Annotated in this window: 15 protein-coding genes; 14 read left to right on the top strand and 1 reads right to left on the bottom strand. The window is 48.1% G+C overall.

The annotated features are described in order from the left end of the window. Positions 1-98: 98 nt before the first annotated feature. The 10 genes from G9U52_RS03400 to G9U52_RS03355 all read left to right on the top strand — a co-directional run bounded on the left by G9U52_RS03400 (position 99) and on the right by G9U52_RS03355 (position 12,340). A complete protein-coding gene (locus G9U52_RS03400) occupies positions 99-1,502 on the top strand; it encodes a cytochrome ubiquinol oxidase subunit I (RefSeq protein WP_166146138.1) in 1,404 nt (467 codons plus the stop codon). Continuing rightward, entirely contained in the window at positions 1,489-2,502 is a 1,014-nt protein-coding gene (gene cydB / locus G9U52_RS03395; RefSeq protein ID WP_166146135.1) for a cytochrome d ubiquinol oxidase subunit II, read from the top strand. Before G9U52_RS03400 ends, cydB begins: the two co-directional genes overlap by 14 nt. Beyond that, positions 2,502-4,265, top strand: coding sequence for a thiol reductant ABC exporter subunit CydD (cydD, locus tag G9U52_RS03390; RefSeq protein ID WP_166146132.1), 1,764 nt, complete (start codon positions 2,502-2,504; stop codon positions 4,263-4,265). The genes cydB and cydD overlap by 1 nt, the downstream gene beginning before the upstream one ends. Continuing rightward, a complete protein-coding gene (cydC, locus tag G9U52_RS03385) occupies positions 4,240-5,988 on the top strand; it encodes a thiol reductant ABC exporter subunit CydC (RefSeq protein WP_166146129.1) in 1,749 nt (582 codons plus the stop codon). Before cydD ends, cydC begins: the two co-directional genes overlap by 26 nt. A 264-nt stretch (positions 5,989-6,252) precedes the next feature. Then, positions 6,253-7,203: an ABC transporter permease gene (locus G9U52_RS03380; RefSeq protein ID WP_166146126.1), complete on the top strand. Its 951-nt coding sequence runs from the start codon at positions 6,253-6,255 to the stop codon at positions 7,201-7,203. A 125-nt stretch (positions 7,204-7,328) separates the two neighbouring features. Then, positions 7,329-8,198, top strand: a complete 870-nt coding sequence (locus tag G9U52_RS03375; protein WP_166146123.1) for a carbohydrate ABC transporter permease — start codon at positions 7,329-7,331, stop codon at positions 8,196-8,198. A gap of 121 nt (positions 8,199-8,319) precedes the next feature. Then, positions 8,320-9,909, top strand: a complete 1,590-nt coding sequence (locus G9U52_RS03370) for an extracellular solute-binding protein (protein WP_166146120.1) — start codon at positions 8,320-8,322, stop codon at positions 9,907-9,909. A gap of 92 nt (positions 9,910-10,001) precedes the next feature. After that, positions 10,002-10,952: a PfkB family carbohydrate kinase gene (locus tag G9U52_RS03365; RefSeq protein ID WP_166146117.1), complete on the top strand. Its 951-nt coding sequence runs from the start codon at positions 10,002-10,004 to the stop codon at positions 10,950-10,952. Between the two features lie 116 nt (positions 10,953-11,068). Continuing rightward, complete coding sequence (locus G9U52_RS03360; RefSeq protein ID WP_166146114.1) at positions 11,069-11,593, top strand: DUF3450 domain-containing protein; 525 nt, start codon at positions 11,069-11,071, stop codon at positions 11,591-11,593. A 48-nt stretch (positions 11,594-11,641) separates the two neighbouring features. Next, the gene (locus G9U52_RS03355; protein WP_166146111.1) at positions 11,642-12,340 is read left to right on the top strand and encodes an AIM24 family protein; all 699 of its coding nucleotides are present in this window, start codon (positions 11,642-11,644) and stop codon (positions 12,338-12,340) included. A 142-nt stretch (positions 12,341-12,482) separates the two neighbouring features. Here the strand turns inward: G9U52_RS03355 and G9U52_RS03350 are convergent, their stop codons facing one another. Then, positions 12,483-12,689, bottom strand: coding sequence for a hypothetical protein (locus tag G9U52_RS03350; RefSeq protein WP_166146108.1), 207 nt, complete (start codon positions 12,687-12,689; stop codon positions 12,483-12,485). A gap of 169 nt (positions 12,690-12,858) precedes the next feature. On the opposite strand from G9U52_RS03350, the gene G9U52_RS03345 reads away from it, so the two are divergent. The 4 genes from G9U52_RS03345 (at position 12,859) to G9U52_RS03330 (ending at position 19,504) form a co-directional block, all read left to right on the top strand. Beyond that, positions 12,859-14,613 (top strand): exo-alpha-sialidase, encoded by a 1,755-nt coding sequence (locus G9U52_RS03345; protein ID WP_166146104.1) that lies wholly within the window; start codon positions 12,859-12,861, stop codon positions 14,611-14,613. Continuing rightward, entirely contained in the window at positions 14,610-16,025 is a 1,416-nt protein-coding gene (locus tag G9U52_RS03340) for a M55 family metallopeptidase (protein WP_166146101.1), read from the top strand. Before G9U52_RS03345 ends, G9U52_RS03340 begins: the two co-directional genes overlap by 4 nt. 134 nt (positions 16,026-16,159) lie before the next feature. Then, positions 16,160-17,749, top strand: a complete 1,590-nt coding sequence (locus G9U52_RS41265; protein ID WP_166146098.1) for a response regulator transcription factor — start codon at positions 16,160-16,162, stop codon at positions 17,747-17,749. Between the two features lie 18 nt (positions 17,750-17,767). Continuing rightward, complete coding sequence (locus G9U52_RS03330; RefSeq protein WP_166146095.1) at positions 17,768-19,504, top strand: cache domain-containing sensor histidine kinase; 1,737 nt, start codon at positions 17,768-17,770, stop codon at positions 19,502-19,504. The last annotated feature ends 39 nt before the right edge of the window (positions 19,505-19,543 follow it).

The following is a 19,543-nucleotide window of genomic DNA, read 5'->3' as shown; positions in this document are numbered from 1 at the left end:
ATGTGAAAATATTCACGTTGTAACCACAAGCCGCATCCTGGTCCTTTCACCGTAGTCGGAATGGGGTTCAAAATAACAAAGAAAGTAGGGATCGCACTATGGATATCGTTGATTTAGCCCGTCTTCAATTTGCCCTTACCACCATTTTTCATTATATTTTCGTACCCATTTCCATTGGTTTATCGTTGCTTGTGGCCATTATGGAGACATTGTTTGTGGTGAAGAAAAAAGAAATATACAAAAAAATGGCCAAATTCTGGGGCACCTTTCTATTAATCAATTTTGCTGTTGGGATCGTCACAGGGATCTTACAGGAATTCCAATTCGGGATGAACTGGTCTGCCTTTTCACGCTTTGTCGGTGATGTTTTTGGAGCCCCATTGGCCATCGAAGCGCTTTTGGCTTTTTTCCTGGAATCCACCTTCATTGGGTTATGGGTATTTGGCTGGGATCGGCTATCCAAGGGATTGCATCTTGCCTGCATGTGGCTCGTGGCTATTGGCACGATGCTGTCGGCACTTTGGATACTGGCAGCCAACTCGTTTATGCAGCGTCCGGTTGGATATGCTATAAATAATGGCAGAGCCGAAATGACGGATATATGGGCGTTGCTTACAAATGGCCAGTTGTTGTGGGAATTCCCTCATACGTTATTTGCCGCTTTTGCAACGGGTGCTTTTCTGGTAGCGGGTATTAGCGCTTGGAAAATATTACGCAAACAAGATTCCGAATTTTTTATCTCATCCTTTAAAATCGGTATCATTGTAGCCTTGATTTCTTCGCTCGCCATTGCCCAGTTTGGGCATGGACAAGCGCAATATCTGGTTGAAACCCAACCGATGAAAATGGCGGCTAGCGAAGGGCTGTGGGAGACAAGCGCGGATCCAGCCCCATGGACGGTATTCGCTACGATCAATCCCCAAACCAAAGAGAATGGCTATGAGTTTAAGGTTCCTTATATGCTAAGCTTCCTGTCGTACAGTAAATTCTCGGGAGCTGTACCCGGAATGAATGATTTGCAGGCTGAATATGAGCAGGCCTATGGACCAGGCAACTATATTCCACCTGTACGGACCACATTCTGGAGCTTTCGCATTATGGTTGCCAGCGGTAGTATGATGATTTTACTGGGCTTGTATGGGGCTTACTTGATGATTCGTAAGAAAATGGGGCAACCTAATAAGCTTTATATGCGGTTGATGGTAGCCGCTATCTCCCTGCCATTCATTGGAAATACGGCGGGATGGATTATGACGGAAATAGGGCGCCAGCCTTGGACAGTATTTGGCCTGCTTCGTACGGAGGATTCCGTTTCTCCAAGTGTCACGACCGGCCAGGTGATGTTTACCGTGATCTCTTTTTCATCCGTTTATTTAATACTACTGGGTCTTACGGTCTTTTTGTTCGCCCGAGTGGCTCGCAAAGGGCCAGATGAAGAGCACCATGATCACCAAATACATGATCCATTCGATAAAGGAGCTGAGCATAATGCCGTTAAATGAAGTATGGTTTGTGCTGATCGCTGTGTTATTCACTGGTTTTTTCTTTCTGGAAGGTTTTGATTTCGGCGTGGGAATGGCAACCCGCTTGCTGCCACATACGGATGGAGAGCGACGGGTTCTTATCAATACGATCGGCCCGTTCTGGGATGCTAATGAAGTTTGGTTAATTACAGCAGCAGGAGCGATGTTTGCAGCCTTTCCCCATTGGTATGCGACCATGTTTAGTGGTTATTATGTGCTACTTAGCTTCATTTTACTTGCGCTAATTTTTCGAGGTGTGGCATTTGAATTCCGCGGCAAAGTTGACAAGCAAGCATGGAGGGGCATTTGGGATACAGGGATTTTTATCGGAAGCTGCGCGCCTCCTCTGTTGTTCGGCATGCTGTTTGCCAGTATGGTGAAAGGCGTACCGATTGGACCAGATATGGAGATGGTCGCTGGTTTCTCAGATATTGTTAATGGGTACTCCATTTGGGGGGGAGTAACGGTAGTTGGCCTTTGTTTATTGCACGGCCTTACCTTTATTTCCTTACGAACCGTAGGGGAAATACGTATGCGTGCCAGGCGATTGGCTTTAAAGCTGTTGCCCGTTCAAATGGGATTACTTGTTGTATTTACAATTTGGACCTATGCTGCAACGGACCTGTTCGAGCATCGTCAAGTTTTCTTAATTATATCTGCCTTACTGGGCTCAATCGTTTGCATTCTGGCTGGTTACTTTATGAGGAAGGGAAGGGAAGGCTGGGCATTCACCATGACAGGTTCATTAATTGTATTGACCTTCTCTTCACTGTTTATTGGTTTGTCGCCACGGCTGATGGTGAGCTCGATCGATAGCGCTTTTAATTTAACGCTGCAAAATGCGGCTTCGAGTCCGTATACGCTACAGGTGATGACGGTAGTCGCAGCAGTGCTGCTGCCTTTTGTACTTGCTTACCAGGTGTGGAGTTACTTTGTCTTCCACAAACGGGTCACTGAGAAGGACCATTTGGAGTATTAATGGACAAAAATTGGTTTCATCTGAAGGGGTTTCGCCCGGTCATACTGCTGCTTTCCGTGCTCTCCCTTCTTCAAGGCTTATCGATTGTTGCACAGGCGTTGCTGTTGGCACATGCCATAGCTTTGTTATTTGAAGGAAACCCTATTCATTTGGCTTATCGTTTCCTAGCGCTGTTTGTACTTGTGTTTGGGGCGAGGCATGGTTTTGTCTGGTTGCAGCGCAAGATTGCCGGGCGATTTGCTGAAGCAACAGCCTTGTCCACAAGGCAAAAACTGCTTGAGCGATTATTCGAAAACGGACCTGTATTTGCTGCCAAGACTGGAAGCGGCAAGCTGGTTACGCTCGCAATGGAAGGTGTAGACCGGTTTCGCACCTATCTCGAATTGTCGATTCCCCGGATGCTGGATATGGTGGTGGTTACCTTCATCATACTGGCATACGTGTATAAGCTTGATGTTCTCTCCGGGGTGATCTTGACCGCTGCGATGCCGGTTCTAATCGGGTTCTTTATACTGCTCGGTATGGCGGCACGTAAACAGGCAGATAAACAATGGCAATCGTACCGCATTCTTTCGCAACATTTTGTAGAATCCTTGCGTGGGCTCGAAACACTGCGCTTTCTGGGGCGAAGCCGTGCGCATGGTAAAACCGTGGAGGGCGTGGCCGACCACTATCGGGCAGCCACGATGCGAACGCTGCGTGTAGCTTTTCTATCATCTCTTTCTCTTGATATTTTCAGCATGCTTTCCATCGCATTCGTAGCTGTCAATTTAGGGCTAAGGCTGATCGATGGAGGCGTCGGGTACGAGGTAGCACTTGCTGTATTGCTGCTTGCACCGGAGTATTTTCTTCCGGTAAGAATGCTGGGTACCGATTACCACGCGTCCTTGGATGGAAAGGAAGCCTGGGAAACCATCCGCACCGTCCATAGCGAACAACGTTTGCCGGAGAAACGGGCATTAGAGCTTAGTGGACCTTCGTTGAAAGTATCCAATCTCTCTTCCTGCACGATGGACTTGTCACATATCCAAGTGATCGGCGAGGATGGAAAACAGCGGTTAAAGGATATACATGTACGTGTGGAACCCCATCAAAAAAGAATCGGCATTGTCGGTGCGAGTGGTGCAGGAAAATCCACGCTTCTCGACGTGCTTGGAGGTTTTATGGAGCTAGATGCCGGTGAAGTAAGGGTAAGCGGCCAGCGTATTGATGAGGCTACCCAAACACAGTGGCAGCAGCAAATCGCATTGATTCCACAGCATCCCTATGTGTTCAGTTTGTCGCTTATGGATAATATCCGATTTTACGAGCCGGAGTCTACCCAAGCCGAGGTGGAGCAGGCGGTCGATGCGGTAGGTCTCCGAGAGCTTGTAGACAGCCTGCCGCTTGGCATATTGGAAAAAATCGGAGAGGGTGGCCGGCCACTTAGTGGCGGACAGTCCCAACGAATTGCATTAGCCCGCTCTTTTCTGGGTAAGCGTCCTATTATGCTGCTAGACGAGCCGACAGCCCATCTTGACATTGAAACGGAGTGGGAATTAAAGCAAACCATTCGCTCGATCTGGCAGGATAAGCGGGTATTTCTTGCTACACATCGTTTGCATTGGATGAAGGATATGGATTGTATTTGGGTCATGCATGAAGGGCAGCTTGCGGAGACAGGGACACATGAGGAACTGCTTGCCCGTAAGGGCGTCTATTACGAGCTCTTGGTGGCCAGTAGGGGAGGTGGATCGCATGCAGGATACGAAAGTCATGAATAAGGGCTGGATCACGGCATATTTGAAGTCATATGGATGGTATTTTGCGGGGGCGGCGATGCTTGGAACATTAGCGGTGTTATGTGCAGCCGCATTACTCTATACATCGGGGTATTTGATTTCACGTTCAGCACTAAGACCGGAAAATGTGTTGATGGTCTATGTGCCAATCGTGCTTGTTCGTGCATTCGGCTTCGGCAAAGCCATCTTTCAATACGTGGAACGCTTGGTGGGCCACCATGCTTCTCTACGGGTCTTAGCTGCGATGCGTGCCCGTATGTATAGGCTGCTTGAACCTCAAGCGCTGCGGCTGCGCAGCCGTTTCCGCAGCGGCGATTTGCTTGGTCTGCTGGCGGAGGACATCGAACAGCTGCAAAACGTATACCTGCGTATCGTCCTGCCCGCTATTTCTGCTCTTTTCGTCTATGCGGTCGCTATAACCCTTCTTGGAAGAATGGATACATTATTTGCCTGCTATATGGCACTATATGGAGGATTTTGGCTGTTTATCGCTCCTGCGGCAGCCTTGTGGATATCCAGCTCGAAAAGACGCCGATTCCAACAAGTGAAAAAAAATAGTTATCAAGAGCTGACGGATGCGATCTTTGGCATGGGCGATTGGATACTGAGCGGCCGCACTAAGAAATGGCTGGAACAATTCCAGGAGCAGCAGGCTACAGCGGCGCAGCTTGAAAAAAAGCTGCGCCGCAGTGAATGGCGTATTCAATGGTTATCTCGCTGCGCGACGGCAGGGGCAGTCGTTATGCTGGTTGTGTGGGCAGGCAGGCTTGCTGCTCAAGGGAGGATTGATGCAACCTGGATTGCGGCACTGGGGCTAGTTGCATTTCCATTAATGGAAGCGATCCTGCGCGTAGTAGAGGCGATTATTCGAATGCCGGATTACCAGGATTCGCTTGAGCGTCTCAATCAGATTGGCGATGCTGGGACGGATTCAACCCATCTAACATCGCTCCAGTCTCTGGAAAAAGAACAGGAGCAGGTAGCCAGTGATTCCATTGATTTGAAGCTGGAGTCGGTAAGCTTTCATTATCCGAATGAACGTGAATGTACCGTTAAGGATATCTCCTTGCACATTCCACAGGGCAGCAAAATAGCTGTGCTCGGGCGGAGCGGCGCTGGCAAAACTACACTGCTCCATTTGATTCTGGGCGAGCTTCATCCAAAGACGGGCAAGGTAACCATCAATGCCCTTCCTGTTCATGAAGGTATGGGCGTATTCTCGGTATTGAACCAGCGGCCTTATTTATTTGATACAACGGTGGCGAACAATATCAGGCTGGGAAGAAGCGAGGCTACGCAAGAGGAAATCCGTTCCGTAGCCGAGCAGGTGGGATTACATGAGATGATCGAATCACTTTCCGGCGGTTATGAGACCCGGATGGAGGAAACAGGCCGCCGATTCTCAGGTGGAGAACGTCAGCGCATCGCTCTGGCACGTGTCCTTTTGCAAAACCATCCCGTTGTTGTACTTGATGAGCCTACCGCAGGCTTAGATCCGATCACGGAAGCCAAGCTGCTGGAAACCATATTTCGAGTGCTGAAAGGAAAGTCAATCATTTGGGTCACCCATCATTTACTGGGTATAGAACAGATGGATGAGTTGCTTTTTATGGAAAAGGGCTCAATTACGATGCGTGGCACCCATGAAGAGCTCCTTAGACTTCACGAAAAATATCGAAGGTTATATGAGTTGGATCAGATATGAGCATACGTATGAAAAATAAATAGACAAAGCCGTTGCGATCTCGTTATGAGAGGTAACGGCTTTTTTGATGAATGTGCAGCTTGTTCAGCCTGTTCAGCCTAATGGAAGCAACCAAGCTCTCAAATCCCCTGAAGTAACCTAACAAACCCCTGTTAAATATTAACTCGCCCCTATCTTTTATTGGCAGCAATTTAGGTAACATGAATACAGAAGGAAAAAGTTTACGAAGCCAACTTGCTACGCAAAACTTAAAGGAGGGAAAACATGTCCAAACAGCAAGCGACGTTGCTCTGGCAGAAGCAATCGTCGGGAACGAACAAAGGATGGAATCGTGTAAAAAAATTCAAATGGCTGTATGTGCTGCTGCTGCCCTCGATTGCCTATTTCTTTATATTCAGCATTTTGCCCTACTACGGGCTAAGCATCGCATTTAAAAACTTTTCACCATTTGTGGGGATCGCAGATAGCCCATGGGTAGGGATGAGGCATTTTGAACGGCTGATGGACAATCCCGATTTTTACCGTTTATTAAGGAATACGCTGTTGATTAATATTTACAAACTGATTTTCGGTTTTCCCGTTCCGATTATCTTTGCCTTGCTGCTCAATGAGGTGCGGTCTGTCCTTTTTAAGCGGTCGGTGCAGACGATCACGTATTTCCCGCATTTTTTATCCTGGGTCGTGTTTGGCGGCATTGTCGTCACCTTCCTGACACCCTCAGGGATCATTAACGGGGTTTTGAAAGCCTTCGGCATGTCGTCGATCAACTTCCTTGTGGACCAGCAATTTTTTCGCCCGATGCTGGTTGTGACAGGCATTATGAAGGATTTTGGCTGGGGAGCTATTATTTATTTGGCAGCATTAGCAGGTGTGAAACCCGAGCTGTATGCATCGGCAAGAGTTGATGGAGCGGACCGATTCCAGCAGATGCTGCATGTGACACTGCCGGGTATTCTGCCGACGATTTCGCTGATGCTGATTATTAATTTAAGCCATATGCTGGATGCAGGCTTTGAGCAGGTATTCGTGCTGATGAATCCGACGGTATACGAGGTAGGGGATATTATCGATACCTACGTATACCGGATGGGGCTGGAGAAAGGTCAATTTAGTATCGCCACGGCTGTCGGCTTATTCAAGGGTGTGATCGGCTTTGTGCTAATTGTCAGCGCCAATACGCTGCTGCGGAAGCTGGACCAGCGCTCGATCTGGTAGGCCGTTTGCTTCCGCTCCGCATAACAAGGAACCTGCACAAGAAACCAGCTTTCCAACAGGAAGGCCCAGATGATGTTTACGAAGTAGGCTTTCCACAGGAAAGCCCTCAGGAGGAACCCCAACCCATGCCCAAAAGAGAACGAAATCTATTCACAGACATCCTTATTCACACGGTATTGGTCTTTTTCTGTGTGGTCACGCTGCTGCCGGTGCTACACGTATTTTCCGTATCCTTCAGTGATCCTGTTGCAATCCATCGCTCGACGATAATGCTGTATCCGAAGGACATTACACTTAGCGCCTATCAGTATATTTTTTCCACCTCTGCGCTGGTTCGAGCCTTTATGATTACCGTATTTATTACGGTGGTTGGTACATTTTTGAACCTTGTGTTTACGATTACAGCTGCCTTTTCGTTGTCAAAGCGGAACCTGCCCGGACTCAAGTTCTTTATGATCTTAATTATTATTGTGATGAACTTTAATGCGGGCATTATTCCCAGCTACTTGAATATTAAAAATCTCGGGCTGCTCAACAGCGTCTGGGCGATGATTATTCCAGGTCTGGTCAGTGCCTTTAACCTGATCCTGATGCGTAATTTCTTTATGGATTTGCCGGAGGAGATTGAAGAGTCCTCGAAAATGGATGGCTGCAATGAATTTACATTTATTTGGAAAATCCTCATCCCCCTTTCACTGCCGGCGATTGCGACGATCGGCTTATTTTACGGCGTTGCCCATTGGAATGAATTTTTCAAAGGCGTCTTTTATATTACCGATTCACGAAAATGGCCGTTGCAGGTGCTGCTAAAGGTTATTGTATTTGATGGTAACTTTACGAATCTGGCGGGGGCGGAAACGGATAATATGAAGGTGGAGCCTGCCAATGTGCAAGCGGCTGCGATTATATTTGCGACATTACCGATCGTGCTGGTGTATCCTTTCCTGCAAAAGCACTTTGTTAAGGGCATTGTGATGGGGGCTGTAAAAGGCTGAAACTTAAACCAGCAGGGTGAAACATTAATCGAGTCTTATTATAAAAAAGTAATTGAAGCGCTACCATTAGTCGTGTAGAACAGCAACACAAGCACCATATATGAAAAGGGAGGTTTTATCATTGATACGTATACGTAAATCATTACCCGTCCTTCTTACAGGAATGGTGGCATCATCGCTTTTATATGGCTGCACCGCACCCGAAACGAAAGCCCCTGCGGCTGCGCCCGCAACAGCACCAGCTGCTACGCCAACACCGCCAACAACGCCAGCCAACACAGCACCTGCCAAAATTAGCGTAATGAAGCCGCTTTATCCCGGGCATGTGTTTTACCCCGATTCGGAGCTGGAGAAGCTTCTAGAGAAGGGCGCGAATGTCGAGCTTACCTACGAAACGCCGCCCAACACGGAATATAAAACAGCGCTTAACGTCAAGCTTGCTGGCGGGGACATCCCGGATATTGTGAACACTTTCTCCCCAGGCGATACCGAGCATAATGCGCTTATTGCGCAGGGCGCCTTCAGGCCGCTTGACGATTTACTTCCCAAATTCCCGAAATTGAAGGCTTCCTTCAGCGATTCAATCTGGAATATGCTCAAAAATCCGGTGGACGGCAAAATTTACGGAGTTCCATGGCTGCGGGATCGAGGCGGCACAGGCATTGTGATCCGCAAGGATTGGCTTGAAAAATTAGGCCTGCAGGAGCCTAAAACCTTAACGGAGCTGGTAGAGGTGCTTAAAGCATTCCGCGATAAGGATCCGGATGGCAATGGCAAGCAGGATACGATTCCCCTTGCCTTTAAAGACAACCAGCTGCCCAATATATATGCCTTGCTGCCGCTGTTTGGGATCAATCCCGCTTGGGCTCCTGATGCGAAGGATCCGAATAAGCTGGTAAATGGTGTTACCCAGCCGGCAGTACTGGATGCGCTGAAATTTGTAAGGCAATTGAGGCAGGATGGGCTGCTCGACCAAGATTATTTGGTAGGCAAAACGATCGGATTTGATAAATTTAAATCAGGCCAGGTCGGCGTGCTATTGACGGGGCTTGGCGATTACAGGCAGCTTGCCATTCTAACCACGATGAAAGCAGAAATACTCGATCCCATCGAGCACAATGGCAAGAAGTGGGGTCTATCCATGCCTTCGATTCCAATTTCGCGGACGAACCAAATTTCCGCCAAGTCGAAAAACCCGGAAGCGGCATTGCGTTATTTGGAATACCAAATCACAGAGGGCTTCGACAATATCCAATATGGCGTGGAAGGGAAAACGTACAACGTGGTGAACGGGATCAAAACGCCATTCGCGGATGATAAAAAGGATAAGCTTTACAACACCAACGTAGGTCTGGAGCTGCTTCAGCCGGAATGGCTGTTCGTGGATACCGAGAAATACACGAAATTCGTATCGAAGGATATCGCCCAGTACATGATTAAGAAAATCGATGAATACGAGAAATATTCGATGTTCGATTACTTGCGACCCAATGTGGATTTCCCTTATCGCACAGAAACCTCCGTGCAGCAAACGCAAATTCTTACCGAGGGCTACAGCAAAGTGCTGCTAGACACCAATGTGGATGCCGGCAAAATGTTCGATGAAACGATTGCGAAGTGGAAGGCTGCGGGTGGCGATAAAGTTACTGATGAGGTCAATAAGCTACAAAAGGATAAGTCCGCTCCTAGTTATACGTATAAAAAGAAATAAATATGGGATAGCATTAATAATTTTAATAGCCACTTTTACAAAAAAATCATATAATAGATTCCTAAGACCATTCAAGTTCTAAGGAGCTAGCTATGAAAAATTTTGTATCAATAATAGGTACAGTGTTCGTTGATTGTAAAGGCTTTGCCAAACAAGCTTATTTACCTCAAGGCAGGAACCTCGGAAGCATCGAGTTTGTGCACGGGGGCGTAGGCCGTAATGTGGTTGAGAATATGGCTCGTCTTGATTTAAACACAGCATTCATATCCACAATAGATCATTCCGGTTTAGGTATAGAGATTAAACAACGTCTGCAGACGGTTAAGGTGGATACGGAATTTCTAAAACCGGCCAATGAAGGTATGGGCATGTGGCTGGTCGTATTGGATCAGGCGGGTGATCTGGCTGGATCGATTTCCCAAATGCCGGATCTAGCATCCCTGCAAAGTATCATAGCCGATTCCGGTCAGGCGATTGTAGAGCGCTCCTCCCATATTGTATTGGAGCTGGATCTGAATGAGCAGATTAGCAGTGACGTACTGGCAATGGCAGTCAAGCAACAGAAGCCTGTATACGGGATTCCTGGTAATTTGGATGTTGTTTTGAAAAACAGGGGATTGCTGAGCGACCTGGAATGCTTTATCTGCAATGATGTGGAAGCGGAGCGCCTAACAGGCAAAAGCTTTGCTGGCTTGAGCAACGACGAGATGCTGCAGGAGCTTGTAGCCTTTGTAAATGCGGCAGGTATGCGTTCGATGGTGATAACACTTGGCGAGAAGGGTTCCTTGTATTATGACGCCAATACTAAAGCCAAGGGTCACCAGCAGATCTTCCCTGTACAATTAAAAGATTCCAGCGGCGCAGGTGATGCTTTTTTCTCCGGTACGGTGATGGGATTAGTTAGAGGCTTGAGCCTGGGTGAAGCTGTTGTATGTGGCACAAAGGTTGCCGGCTGGACAGTGGAGTCGCAGGAAAACAATTGTCTTGAGCTACAATCCAAAATTAGCAATGATGAATATTTCCAAAGACTGCTTGTTAAATAGCAGTCTTTTTTCTTGTGCTTCAAGTTGCTTCTTTATAAGAGGTTCATTGTATTTGCATCTAGCGAAATATGGGGTAAAATATAAGTAGATGTCGATTTGATGGAGGTGGATAAGGGATGAAGAGCAAATACCGTTTGAGAGACTACGCTTCTGGATGCAGGTCTTACCCAACATTGATCAAGCGACTGGGACAAGGCCTGCTGGCTGCAGCTTTTGCCGGCATGCTCCTACAGCCTTTTTCCACCGTCCATGCCGGATTTTTTGATCGGGTGCAGGATATTTATCGTCTGCCGGAGCAGATGGAAACGGTCGAGAAGCAATACGAGGCAACCAAGCAGCAGCTGCAGGAGCAGGTCAAGAAGTTCGATGAGCAGAAGGATCAACTGGCAGAAACCATTGCCAGATCCAAAGCAACTGAGGAGCGGCTACTCGCCCAAAACAAGCAATTAATGGCGCAAAATGAAGCGCTGCAACATAGTATCCAAGCCGCAGAGCAAGCAAAGCTTGAGCAGCAAGCACGGACACGGAAGTACATCATGTTTGGCATCACCGCTGTCTTATTAGTTGCTGGCTATTTTGTTGCTGGTCGATTAATTCGGGTAGCGGTTTGGAAAAGACAAAAGCGAAGCTTGCGCAAATAGATTGGCAGATAGCAGATAGGTAAGCTGGAAGTTGCGGAGGGCGCTTTTATGGACATTTCTTTTGAGCAAGCAGGACAGATGACCCGTTTGGCTGCGCTGACTGTTGATAAGGGAGAATCCGTCCATGTGCTGCATCCCAATCAGATCGTCGCTTTTCAGGGTGCGTCCCACCTGCGCGAGGATTCATTTATGAAGCTGTCCAATATGTACCGCAAAAAAAGATTGATCCAATCGCGAATTAGTGGTCCGTCACGCTGTATGCTGGGGCTTCCCGAGGGATATAACTTGGGTACGGTTGCTATTAAAGAGGATGACGATCTGTTGTTTGAGTTTAAGCATGTGTTATTTTATATGGAAGGCATGAGCTTTCGGACGCATATCCAAACGGTGCGAAATGCGATCATGTCCCGCGATTTTGTGAAAATGCGGTTTCAGGGGCCAGGGACGCTCGGTTTGCTGACGGCAGGTCCGCTTTATGAGGTGGAGCTTCATCCGGACGAGCCGTTATATGTGGATGTCCAATGCCTCGTTGCTTATCCCCAGCATATTAGCCTTAAGCCTTGCGTATACGGCAATACACTTGCCAGCCAGCATATGAATTACCACTGGGAACTAACGGGTACAGGCTCTGTGCTGCTGCAGCCGTGTAAACCGGACAAGCAGCTAGACGAGCATATGCAAAGCGAGAGCTGGATGCGCCGGGTGCTTAGAGAAGTGATTCCTTTTGGCGGTATTTTTATTAAATAGCCATGTAATAAAGCTGGTTGCCCATGGGCAGCCTTTTTTTGTTTTTCGTCGCCTCCAAGCCTGTTCTTATTTGGCAAGTGAGAGTGGTTTATCGTCCGATCGACCAAGTAAAAAAAGCCACCAAAGTGGCTTCATTGTTTGCTTACACAAAACCCTTTATGGTGGAGTTTGGTCTTTCTTCTGTTTGTAGAGTAACGGTTTTTATCGAGCTGATTGGAATGATATTGAGGTTATGGGGAGATTGGTACTTGACGAATCGCTCATCCATCTCAATTAACTTTCCATTGCCTATACTTCCGCCATCAATGAACAAAATTGTCACTTGTTGATTGAGAAATTCTTTTAACATGGATAACCACATCCTTCTTTATTTAGTTTAACCTAAACTGGAATATAAGGCAAAGTGAAGATGAAAAGTTAACAGAGTCAGGTAATAACTTAAGTTAGACCTATCTTTTATTGCCACCGAATTCGTTATGATGGAACGGAAGCAATTATATGGAAAAGGGTGAGCCAATATGAGTAACCAAACGACCAACGCAGCTGCTGATTTGAGGAATATTAAATGGGGACATGAAATCCCGTGTGAGCATTATTGTGACCAGCCCTATATCGTGATTACCGATAGTGGCGAATGGGTTTGCGTATTAACGACAGGCGAAGGCGTCGAAGGTGAATGGGGCCAGCATGTTGTCTCCACCATTAGCACCGATCAAGGACAGACCTGGTCGGAGCTGATTGATATAGAACCCGCTGATGGCCCGGAGGCTTCTTGGGTAATGCCGCTTATCCTCCCTAGTGGCAGGATCTATGCTTTCTATACCTATAATGGGCAAAATAGAAGAGAGGTTATATCCGACAACGGTTCCTATATATCCCGTGTAGATACATTAGGTGACCTAATGTTCAAATATTCCGATGACAGTGGACGCTCATGGTCTAAGGAGCATTACCAAGTGCCTATACGTAATATGCAGATTGATCGCGATAACCCGTACGAAGGTGAAGTGCAATTTTTTTGGGGTGTAGGTAAGCCAATGATTCATGAAGGCGCCGTTTATATGGGTCTTGCCAAGGTGGGAAGCTTTGGTAATGGTTTTATGGCTTCGTCCGAAGGGATTTTTGTAAAAAGCAGTAACCTGTTATCGGAGTCAGATCCCGCGCGAATCGAATGGGAAACGCTCCCAGATGGAGACAAAGGGATTCATGCGCCACTTGGCAAGGTTGCTGATGAGCATAACCTTGTGGGCTTGAGTGATGGCAGCCTATATTGTACTTACCGAACCATTGAAGGACATAATGGCCAAGCTTATAGCCGTGATGGTGGGCACACATGGACAAGTCCACAATATGCGGAGTACAGCCCAGGTGGGCGGAAGATCAAGCATCCGCGGGCGGCCAATTTTGTGCGCAAATTCAGCAACGGCAACTATATTCTCTGGTTCCATAATCATGGCAAGGATAACCGTGCAACTCCACCCTTAGCTTACTTGGACCGCAATCCGGCATGGATGTGTGGTGGGGTAGAGATCAATGGTCATATTCATTGGTCACAGCCGGAAATTGTGCTGTACGACGACGAGCCGAAGACACGAATTAGCTATCCGGATTTTATCGAGGACCGCGGAAAATATTTTATTTCCGAGACCCAGAAAACCGTTGCCCGCGTGCATGAGGTTGATCCAGCATTGCTGGAAGCGATGTGGAGCCAGCATACGAATAGCCAGCTAGCAGAGCGGGGGCTGGTGTTCGAAGCCTCACAGGCGGAGCTGGGCGGAGCGCTTGCCCTGCTTCCGCAATTGCCGAATTTGGCAGCGGGCGGCGGGTTTACGGTCGATATGCGTCTATTTGCCGGAAGCCGGGACCAGGTGGGCATGCTGCTTGATACAAGAGGGCGAGATGGCAAAGGCATCGCTGTTACGCTGACGGAACGCGCAACTGTGCGTTTAACCTTGAATGACGGCAGAAGCGAAGCCTCCTGGGAGTCTGATGATGGGTTGATTCAGCCTAACGCTTGGCAGCATGTGTCTATAATCGTGGATGGCGGACCCAATATTATTACGTTTGTGGTCAACGGCGAGCTTGGTGACGGCGGAAAGCAACGGCAGTTTGGCTGGGGGCGATTCTCGCCGCATTTGCAGGATGTCAATGGCAGCGGCCAAGTGTTGTTGGGCGCAGGCTGGAGCGGAACGATTGGAGCCTTGCGCCTATATGACCGCCACCTGCTAACCTCGGAAGCGGTAGGCAACTACCGGGCAGGGTTATCCTTATGAGCGAACCGTACCTTATAGATAGACAGCCTTTGAAGGAACAGCCTATGAAAGAACAGCCGTGGAAACGTTATTTTCGCTTAGGGCTGAACCACCATTTATTATTTCCATTGACCTTTGAATCCGTGTCCGAGCACCGCCGCACCCTTCCCGAGGTATTGGCCTATCCCGAGTTTGAAATTATTGATATGTTTGTTCCAGAGGATGGAGCAACGGCTGAAGAAGAAACAGCACAAGTGCTGTCCAGCGGTAAAATACCCGTTTACAACTGCCCGTTAATGAACAGCTCCAGGCGAAACCCGAACAGCCCGGATGCCGAGATTCGCCAGGAAACGATCGACGAAGTAACCCAGCATTTGCGAAGGGCGCTTGGTATTGGCGCCGAGAAGGCGGTCATAGCGAGCGGACCCAATCCGGGAGCAGCGCTTATTGTCGAGCAAACCGGCTACTTTGTTGACTATGTGGCAGCACTTTGCGAGGCGGTTCCCGAGCTTATGCTGATGATCGAGCCCTTTGACCGCTCCATTGGCAAAAACCTGCTGGTCGGATCGACGCACGAAGCAGCCGAGGTCGTTCGGCGGGTGCAGGAGAAAGGCTACCCGAACATTGGGCTTCTTTTGGATATGGGGCATGTCCCCTTAATGAATGAAACTTTTGCGCAAGCGGTAAGTGACTCTAAGAGCTATATCCAGCATGTCCATCTGGGTAGCTGCGTTATGAGCAATCCGGGTAGTCCTTTATATGGCGATATGCACCCGCCTTGGGGCTATGAGTTCTATGATATCCACTTTTTCGGGACGAACGTAGACTTGTTCCAGCTGGATCCCCGGGTTACAGCAATTTGCGGCAAGCCGCATTATGCTCCTGCTAATCTGGGCTTCTTGGACAAAAGCTTCGACGGGATGATTTTGCTTGGTCTTCATGCAAAAGCTAGCACGCCGGGAGCGCTGCTTAACCACAATTACGAGCATGATATTAGCTTAATGAGCGTAAATGGGGTTGTCGTTGGCGAGATCGGGCTTGAAGCGCTGATGGCCGGCGAAGCGGGTGTACCGCTGGTGATGGTCACAGCCGACTCGGAGGGCGCGAAGGAGACCGAAGCGTTGCTGCCAGGCACGGTTACGGTCAGCGTGAAGCAATCGCTTGACGATGCGGCGGCGGCCTGCTATCCGCCGTCCAAGACGGCTGGGCTGCTACAAGCCGGAGCCCGAGCATGCGTGGAAGCCACGACGCGTCTGAAGCCTTACACCATCGCCGGACCGATTGAGCTGGATATGCAGTTCAAGCCGGGAGCTTTACTCGAGAAGCTTAAGCTGAGGTTGGCGAATGATTTTGTCGATACGAACAGAATGATTCTGAAAGGTGATTCGGTGCTGGCAGCCTGGAACCAATATTTGATAGCCAAGTCGGATTAACTGACCCCCCATAAACCTATACACAGCCGTGTATTGTTCGTACCTTGCTTGCAGGTACAATGAACATACACGGCTACAGCTGTTTGTGGGAAAATATGGTGGTATAATGATGTATAGATTAGGGATGGAAGGCAGTGAATGGGGTGAATGTAGCCATAGATATATTAATCATCGAGGATGAAGGTGAAGTACTCGAAGGCATACGCACTGCTCTTCAACAGCTGGACCCGGCTATTGGGCATATCTATGCGATTGGCAATGCGGAGGACGCAAGAGAAATGATCCGTACGTTGTTTCCGCGGATTATTATTACGGATATTGTCCTGCCCCGGTTGTCCGGCTTGGAGCTGCTCGATGAGGTTATGCAAATGCCGAATTATGATCCGAAGGTAATTGTCATAAGCAGCTATAATGAATTTTCCTATGCACAACGAAGCCTGCAATTAGGGGCGCTTGATTATGTGCTGAAGCCCTTTGATAAAACTGAATTTTCCCAGAAGCTGCGTAAAATTGTTGGGATGATCCAGGATGAGGATCGCCAGCGGTTCGAAATGCAGCATCGGATTGAGCATGCACAGATGGGTACTAAAATGCTGATGGACCAATATATATTAAGCTTTTGCACGAAAAAAACGCAGCTACAGGAGCATATTTACCATCGGCTTCAGCTTTGGAATTTAACCTGGCTCACGACCTCCTCTTACCACCTGATGGCCTTTGGGGTCAGCGGCGATGTACCGGAAAGCGATAAGGACATGGAGCTTCAGCTATTTTCTTTAGGCAATGTGGCCGGAGAAACGATGGAATCGTTCCATTCCTCCTATTTAATGAAAAATGTCCATAACCGCTGGATCGTCGTGTCTGCTTATCCGGACCTGGAGGAAATGATGGAGGCGATCCGCCATAATGTGCGGAAGTATCAGAAGCTGGAGCTGCATTTTGGCGTAAGCGGCACGATGTTTTCTTTTCAAGCCTTGTACGATGCCTATGAGCAATCCATCCAAGCGCTGAGATGGGCTGCAGCCAATCGTAAGCCTGAGCTATACTATCAGGAAATGAAGGTGGATGGACAAGGGCAAGCAACGGCGGATATTAATGAGCGATGCACGGCTGCCTTAATTGGTGGGGATCGGGATGGAATTATTGAAGCCGTTCGGGATAAAGTGGAAAGCATGGTACGTTTCACCCAAATTATGCATCGTAAGCAACTGGCACAAAGCTGCCTCGACTGGATTATGGAGATTCAAGCGCTCGTAAATGAGAAATCGGGCATCTATATCGACCAAATTTCGCTTTCCTTGTGGGAACGTCTGGAATGCTATGAATCAATTGACTCCGTTAAGCATGAGCTTTGCGAATATTTTGAGGATCTTTCAGCGAAAGTAACCGCACAGCTAACGGGTTCAGGCAATGCGATTATTGAGCAGGCGAAAGCAAGAATTGCTGAGGAGTTCGATAAGGACATAACGCTGCAAGGAATTGCTGACGGGCTGGCTATTCATCCGGTATGGCTAAGCCATTTGTTCAAAAAGGAAACCGGGCAAACCTTTTCCGATTATGTGATTGAATTGCGGATTGAAAGGGCAAGGAGACTGCTGCGCGAATCCAATTTGAAAATTTATGAAATCGCTTCAAAAATCGGGTATTTGGATCTGCAGCATTTCGGCAAAATTTTCAAAAAAAGGACGGGGATGTCCCCCAAGGAATATCGGTATGGCAAATGAACGGAGTGTGTGACGGGTATGGTCAATTTGAATTTATATGCCAAAATCAGCCTGCTGCTACTTTCGGTCGTCACGATCCCAACGATGCTGCTGGGATATTTGTCGTTCAGTAATTCGAGCGAACAAATCCGCAATGTGACCAATGCCTTCCTGCTGGACAATTTACAGCATAATGCGGAGCGGGTTAATTCGTTAATGCTGAGGATTGAGCAACGCTCCGAAAAGGTGATCGAATCGGACAAGGTCAAAGTGCTATTAAGAGAGCCTGCGCCGGAGAGCTTGCTGAATGAGTTCGATTTTATCCGCTTAATGAACCCGGTCATAGATGAATTGAAGGGCGAATATGAGCTGAATATTTATCCGAATCAGCCTGATAGTTACCCCAATTATGCAGGAGGTGTTACCGGGGAGGAGGGCTGGTTTAAACAGGCGATGCAGATGGAAGGGCGCGGCTATTGGCATGTACAGGCGACCAATGGCTCGAAGCCTACCGAATTGCTTTATGTAAGAGCTATTCGTGATTTTCCACAGCTAAAGCCTTTGGGTGTGCTGACTATGCGTGTGCCAAGCTTTCTGCTGGCTAACCAGCTGATCATTCCCGAACGTGTTGAGCAATTAAGCTTTTATATGATCAATGATGCCGGAACCCTTGTAGCCACCAAGTCCAATTCCAAGGACATTGCCATCACGAGTACAACACCCAGCTCGATTCATCCCAATTCGCCCGTGCTCAAAACCCAAATAAATGGCATCGAGTACTACGAAGCGGCCAAGTCGTTGGGTATTGCCGGCTGGGGGTTGACCGCTTTGATACCCGTCTCGGCATTGATGGGGCCCATCGAGAATATCAAGCAGTTTACTTGGATTTTAGTCGTTTCGGGGATTAGCATCATGAGCATATTCCTGCTGATCATCGTGCGCAAGGTGACAATACCGATTAAATCGCTGGTCAAGCATATGCGGAAAATTATGCTCGGTGAGCTGGTTTATTTGGACAGCTACCGTCAGCGTACGGATGAAATCGGACAGCTGATTCGCGGGTATAACGCGATGATTACAGGTATGATCGAGCTGCTGGGCAAAACCAAACAGTTTGAAGAAGAGAAAAGAAGGCTGGAAATCCGTACCTTAATCCATCAGATGAATCCTCATTTTCTTTACAATACGATGGATACGATCAAGTGGAAGGCGGAGAAGGCACAGGAGCCTGCAATCGTCAATATGGTTACGGCGCTTTCCAACCTCCTTCGCTTCAGCATTAATAATGGCGAAGAGCTAACGACCGTGGAGCGGGAAATCCAGCATGTGAAAAATTATTTAAGTATCGAGCTACAGCGGAACCATGATGCGTTCTCCGTGTTTTTTCAGGTGCAGCCCAACATCCTGCATTACCCGTTTATGAAGCTGACGGTGCAGCCGCTTGTTGAGAATGCAATTAAGCATGCGGTCAAAAAGATGAAGGAAGGCACAGGCAAAATCATCGTCTCGATGTACCAATCAGGCGAGCGGATTGTGTGCTGCGTAGAGGACAACGGAATGGGCAGCGACCAGGATCTAGCAGAGCATTTTGCAACAATCGAATTGTCTGGCGGCAACCAAGAATCCGGTGTAGGCCTTTACAATGCGGATCGGCGGCTGAAGCTTCGGTTCGGGGCGGATTTTGGCTATGGCATCTCACTGGAAAATCGGCCAGAAGGCGGCTGTAAAGTAACCTTGATGCATCCGGTGATTGAGCATGAGGCAGCGGAGGCTTGATTCGCAGCAAACCCTGGTTTAGCACAGAGCCTTGCAAGA

This window comes from Paenibacillus agricola, assembly GCF_011440305.1.
Taxonomy (GTDB): domain Bacteria; phylum Bacillota; class Bacilli; order Paenibacillales; family NBRC-103111; genus Paenibacillus_S; species Paenibacillus_S agricola.
The sequence above is the reverse complement of the archived record's forward strand: the minus strand, read 5'-3'. Positions and strand labels throughout refer to the sequence as shown.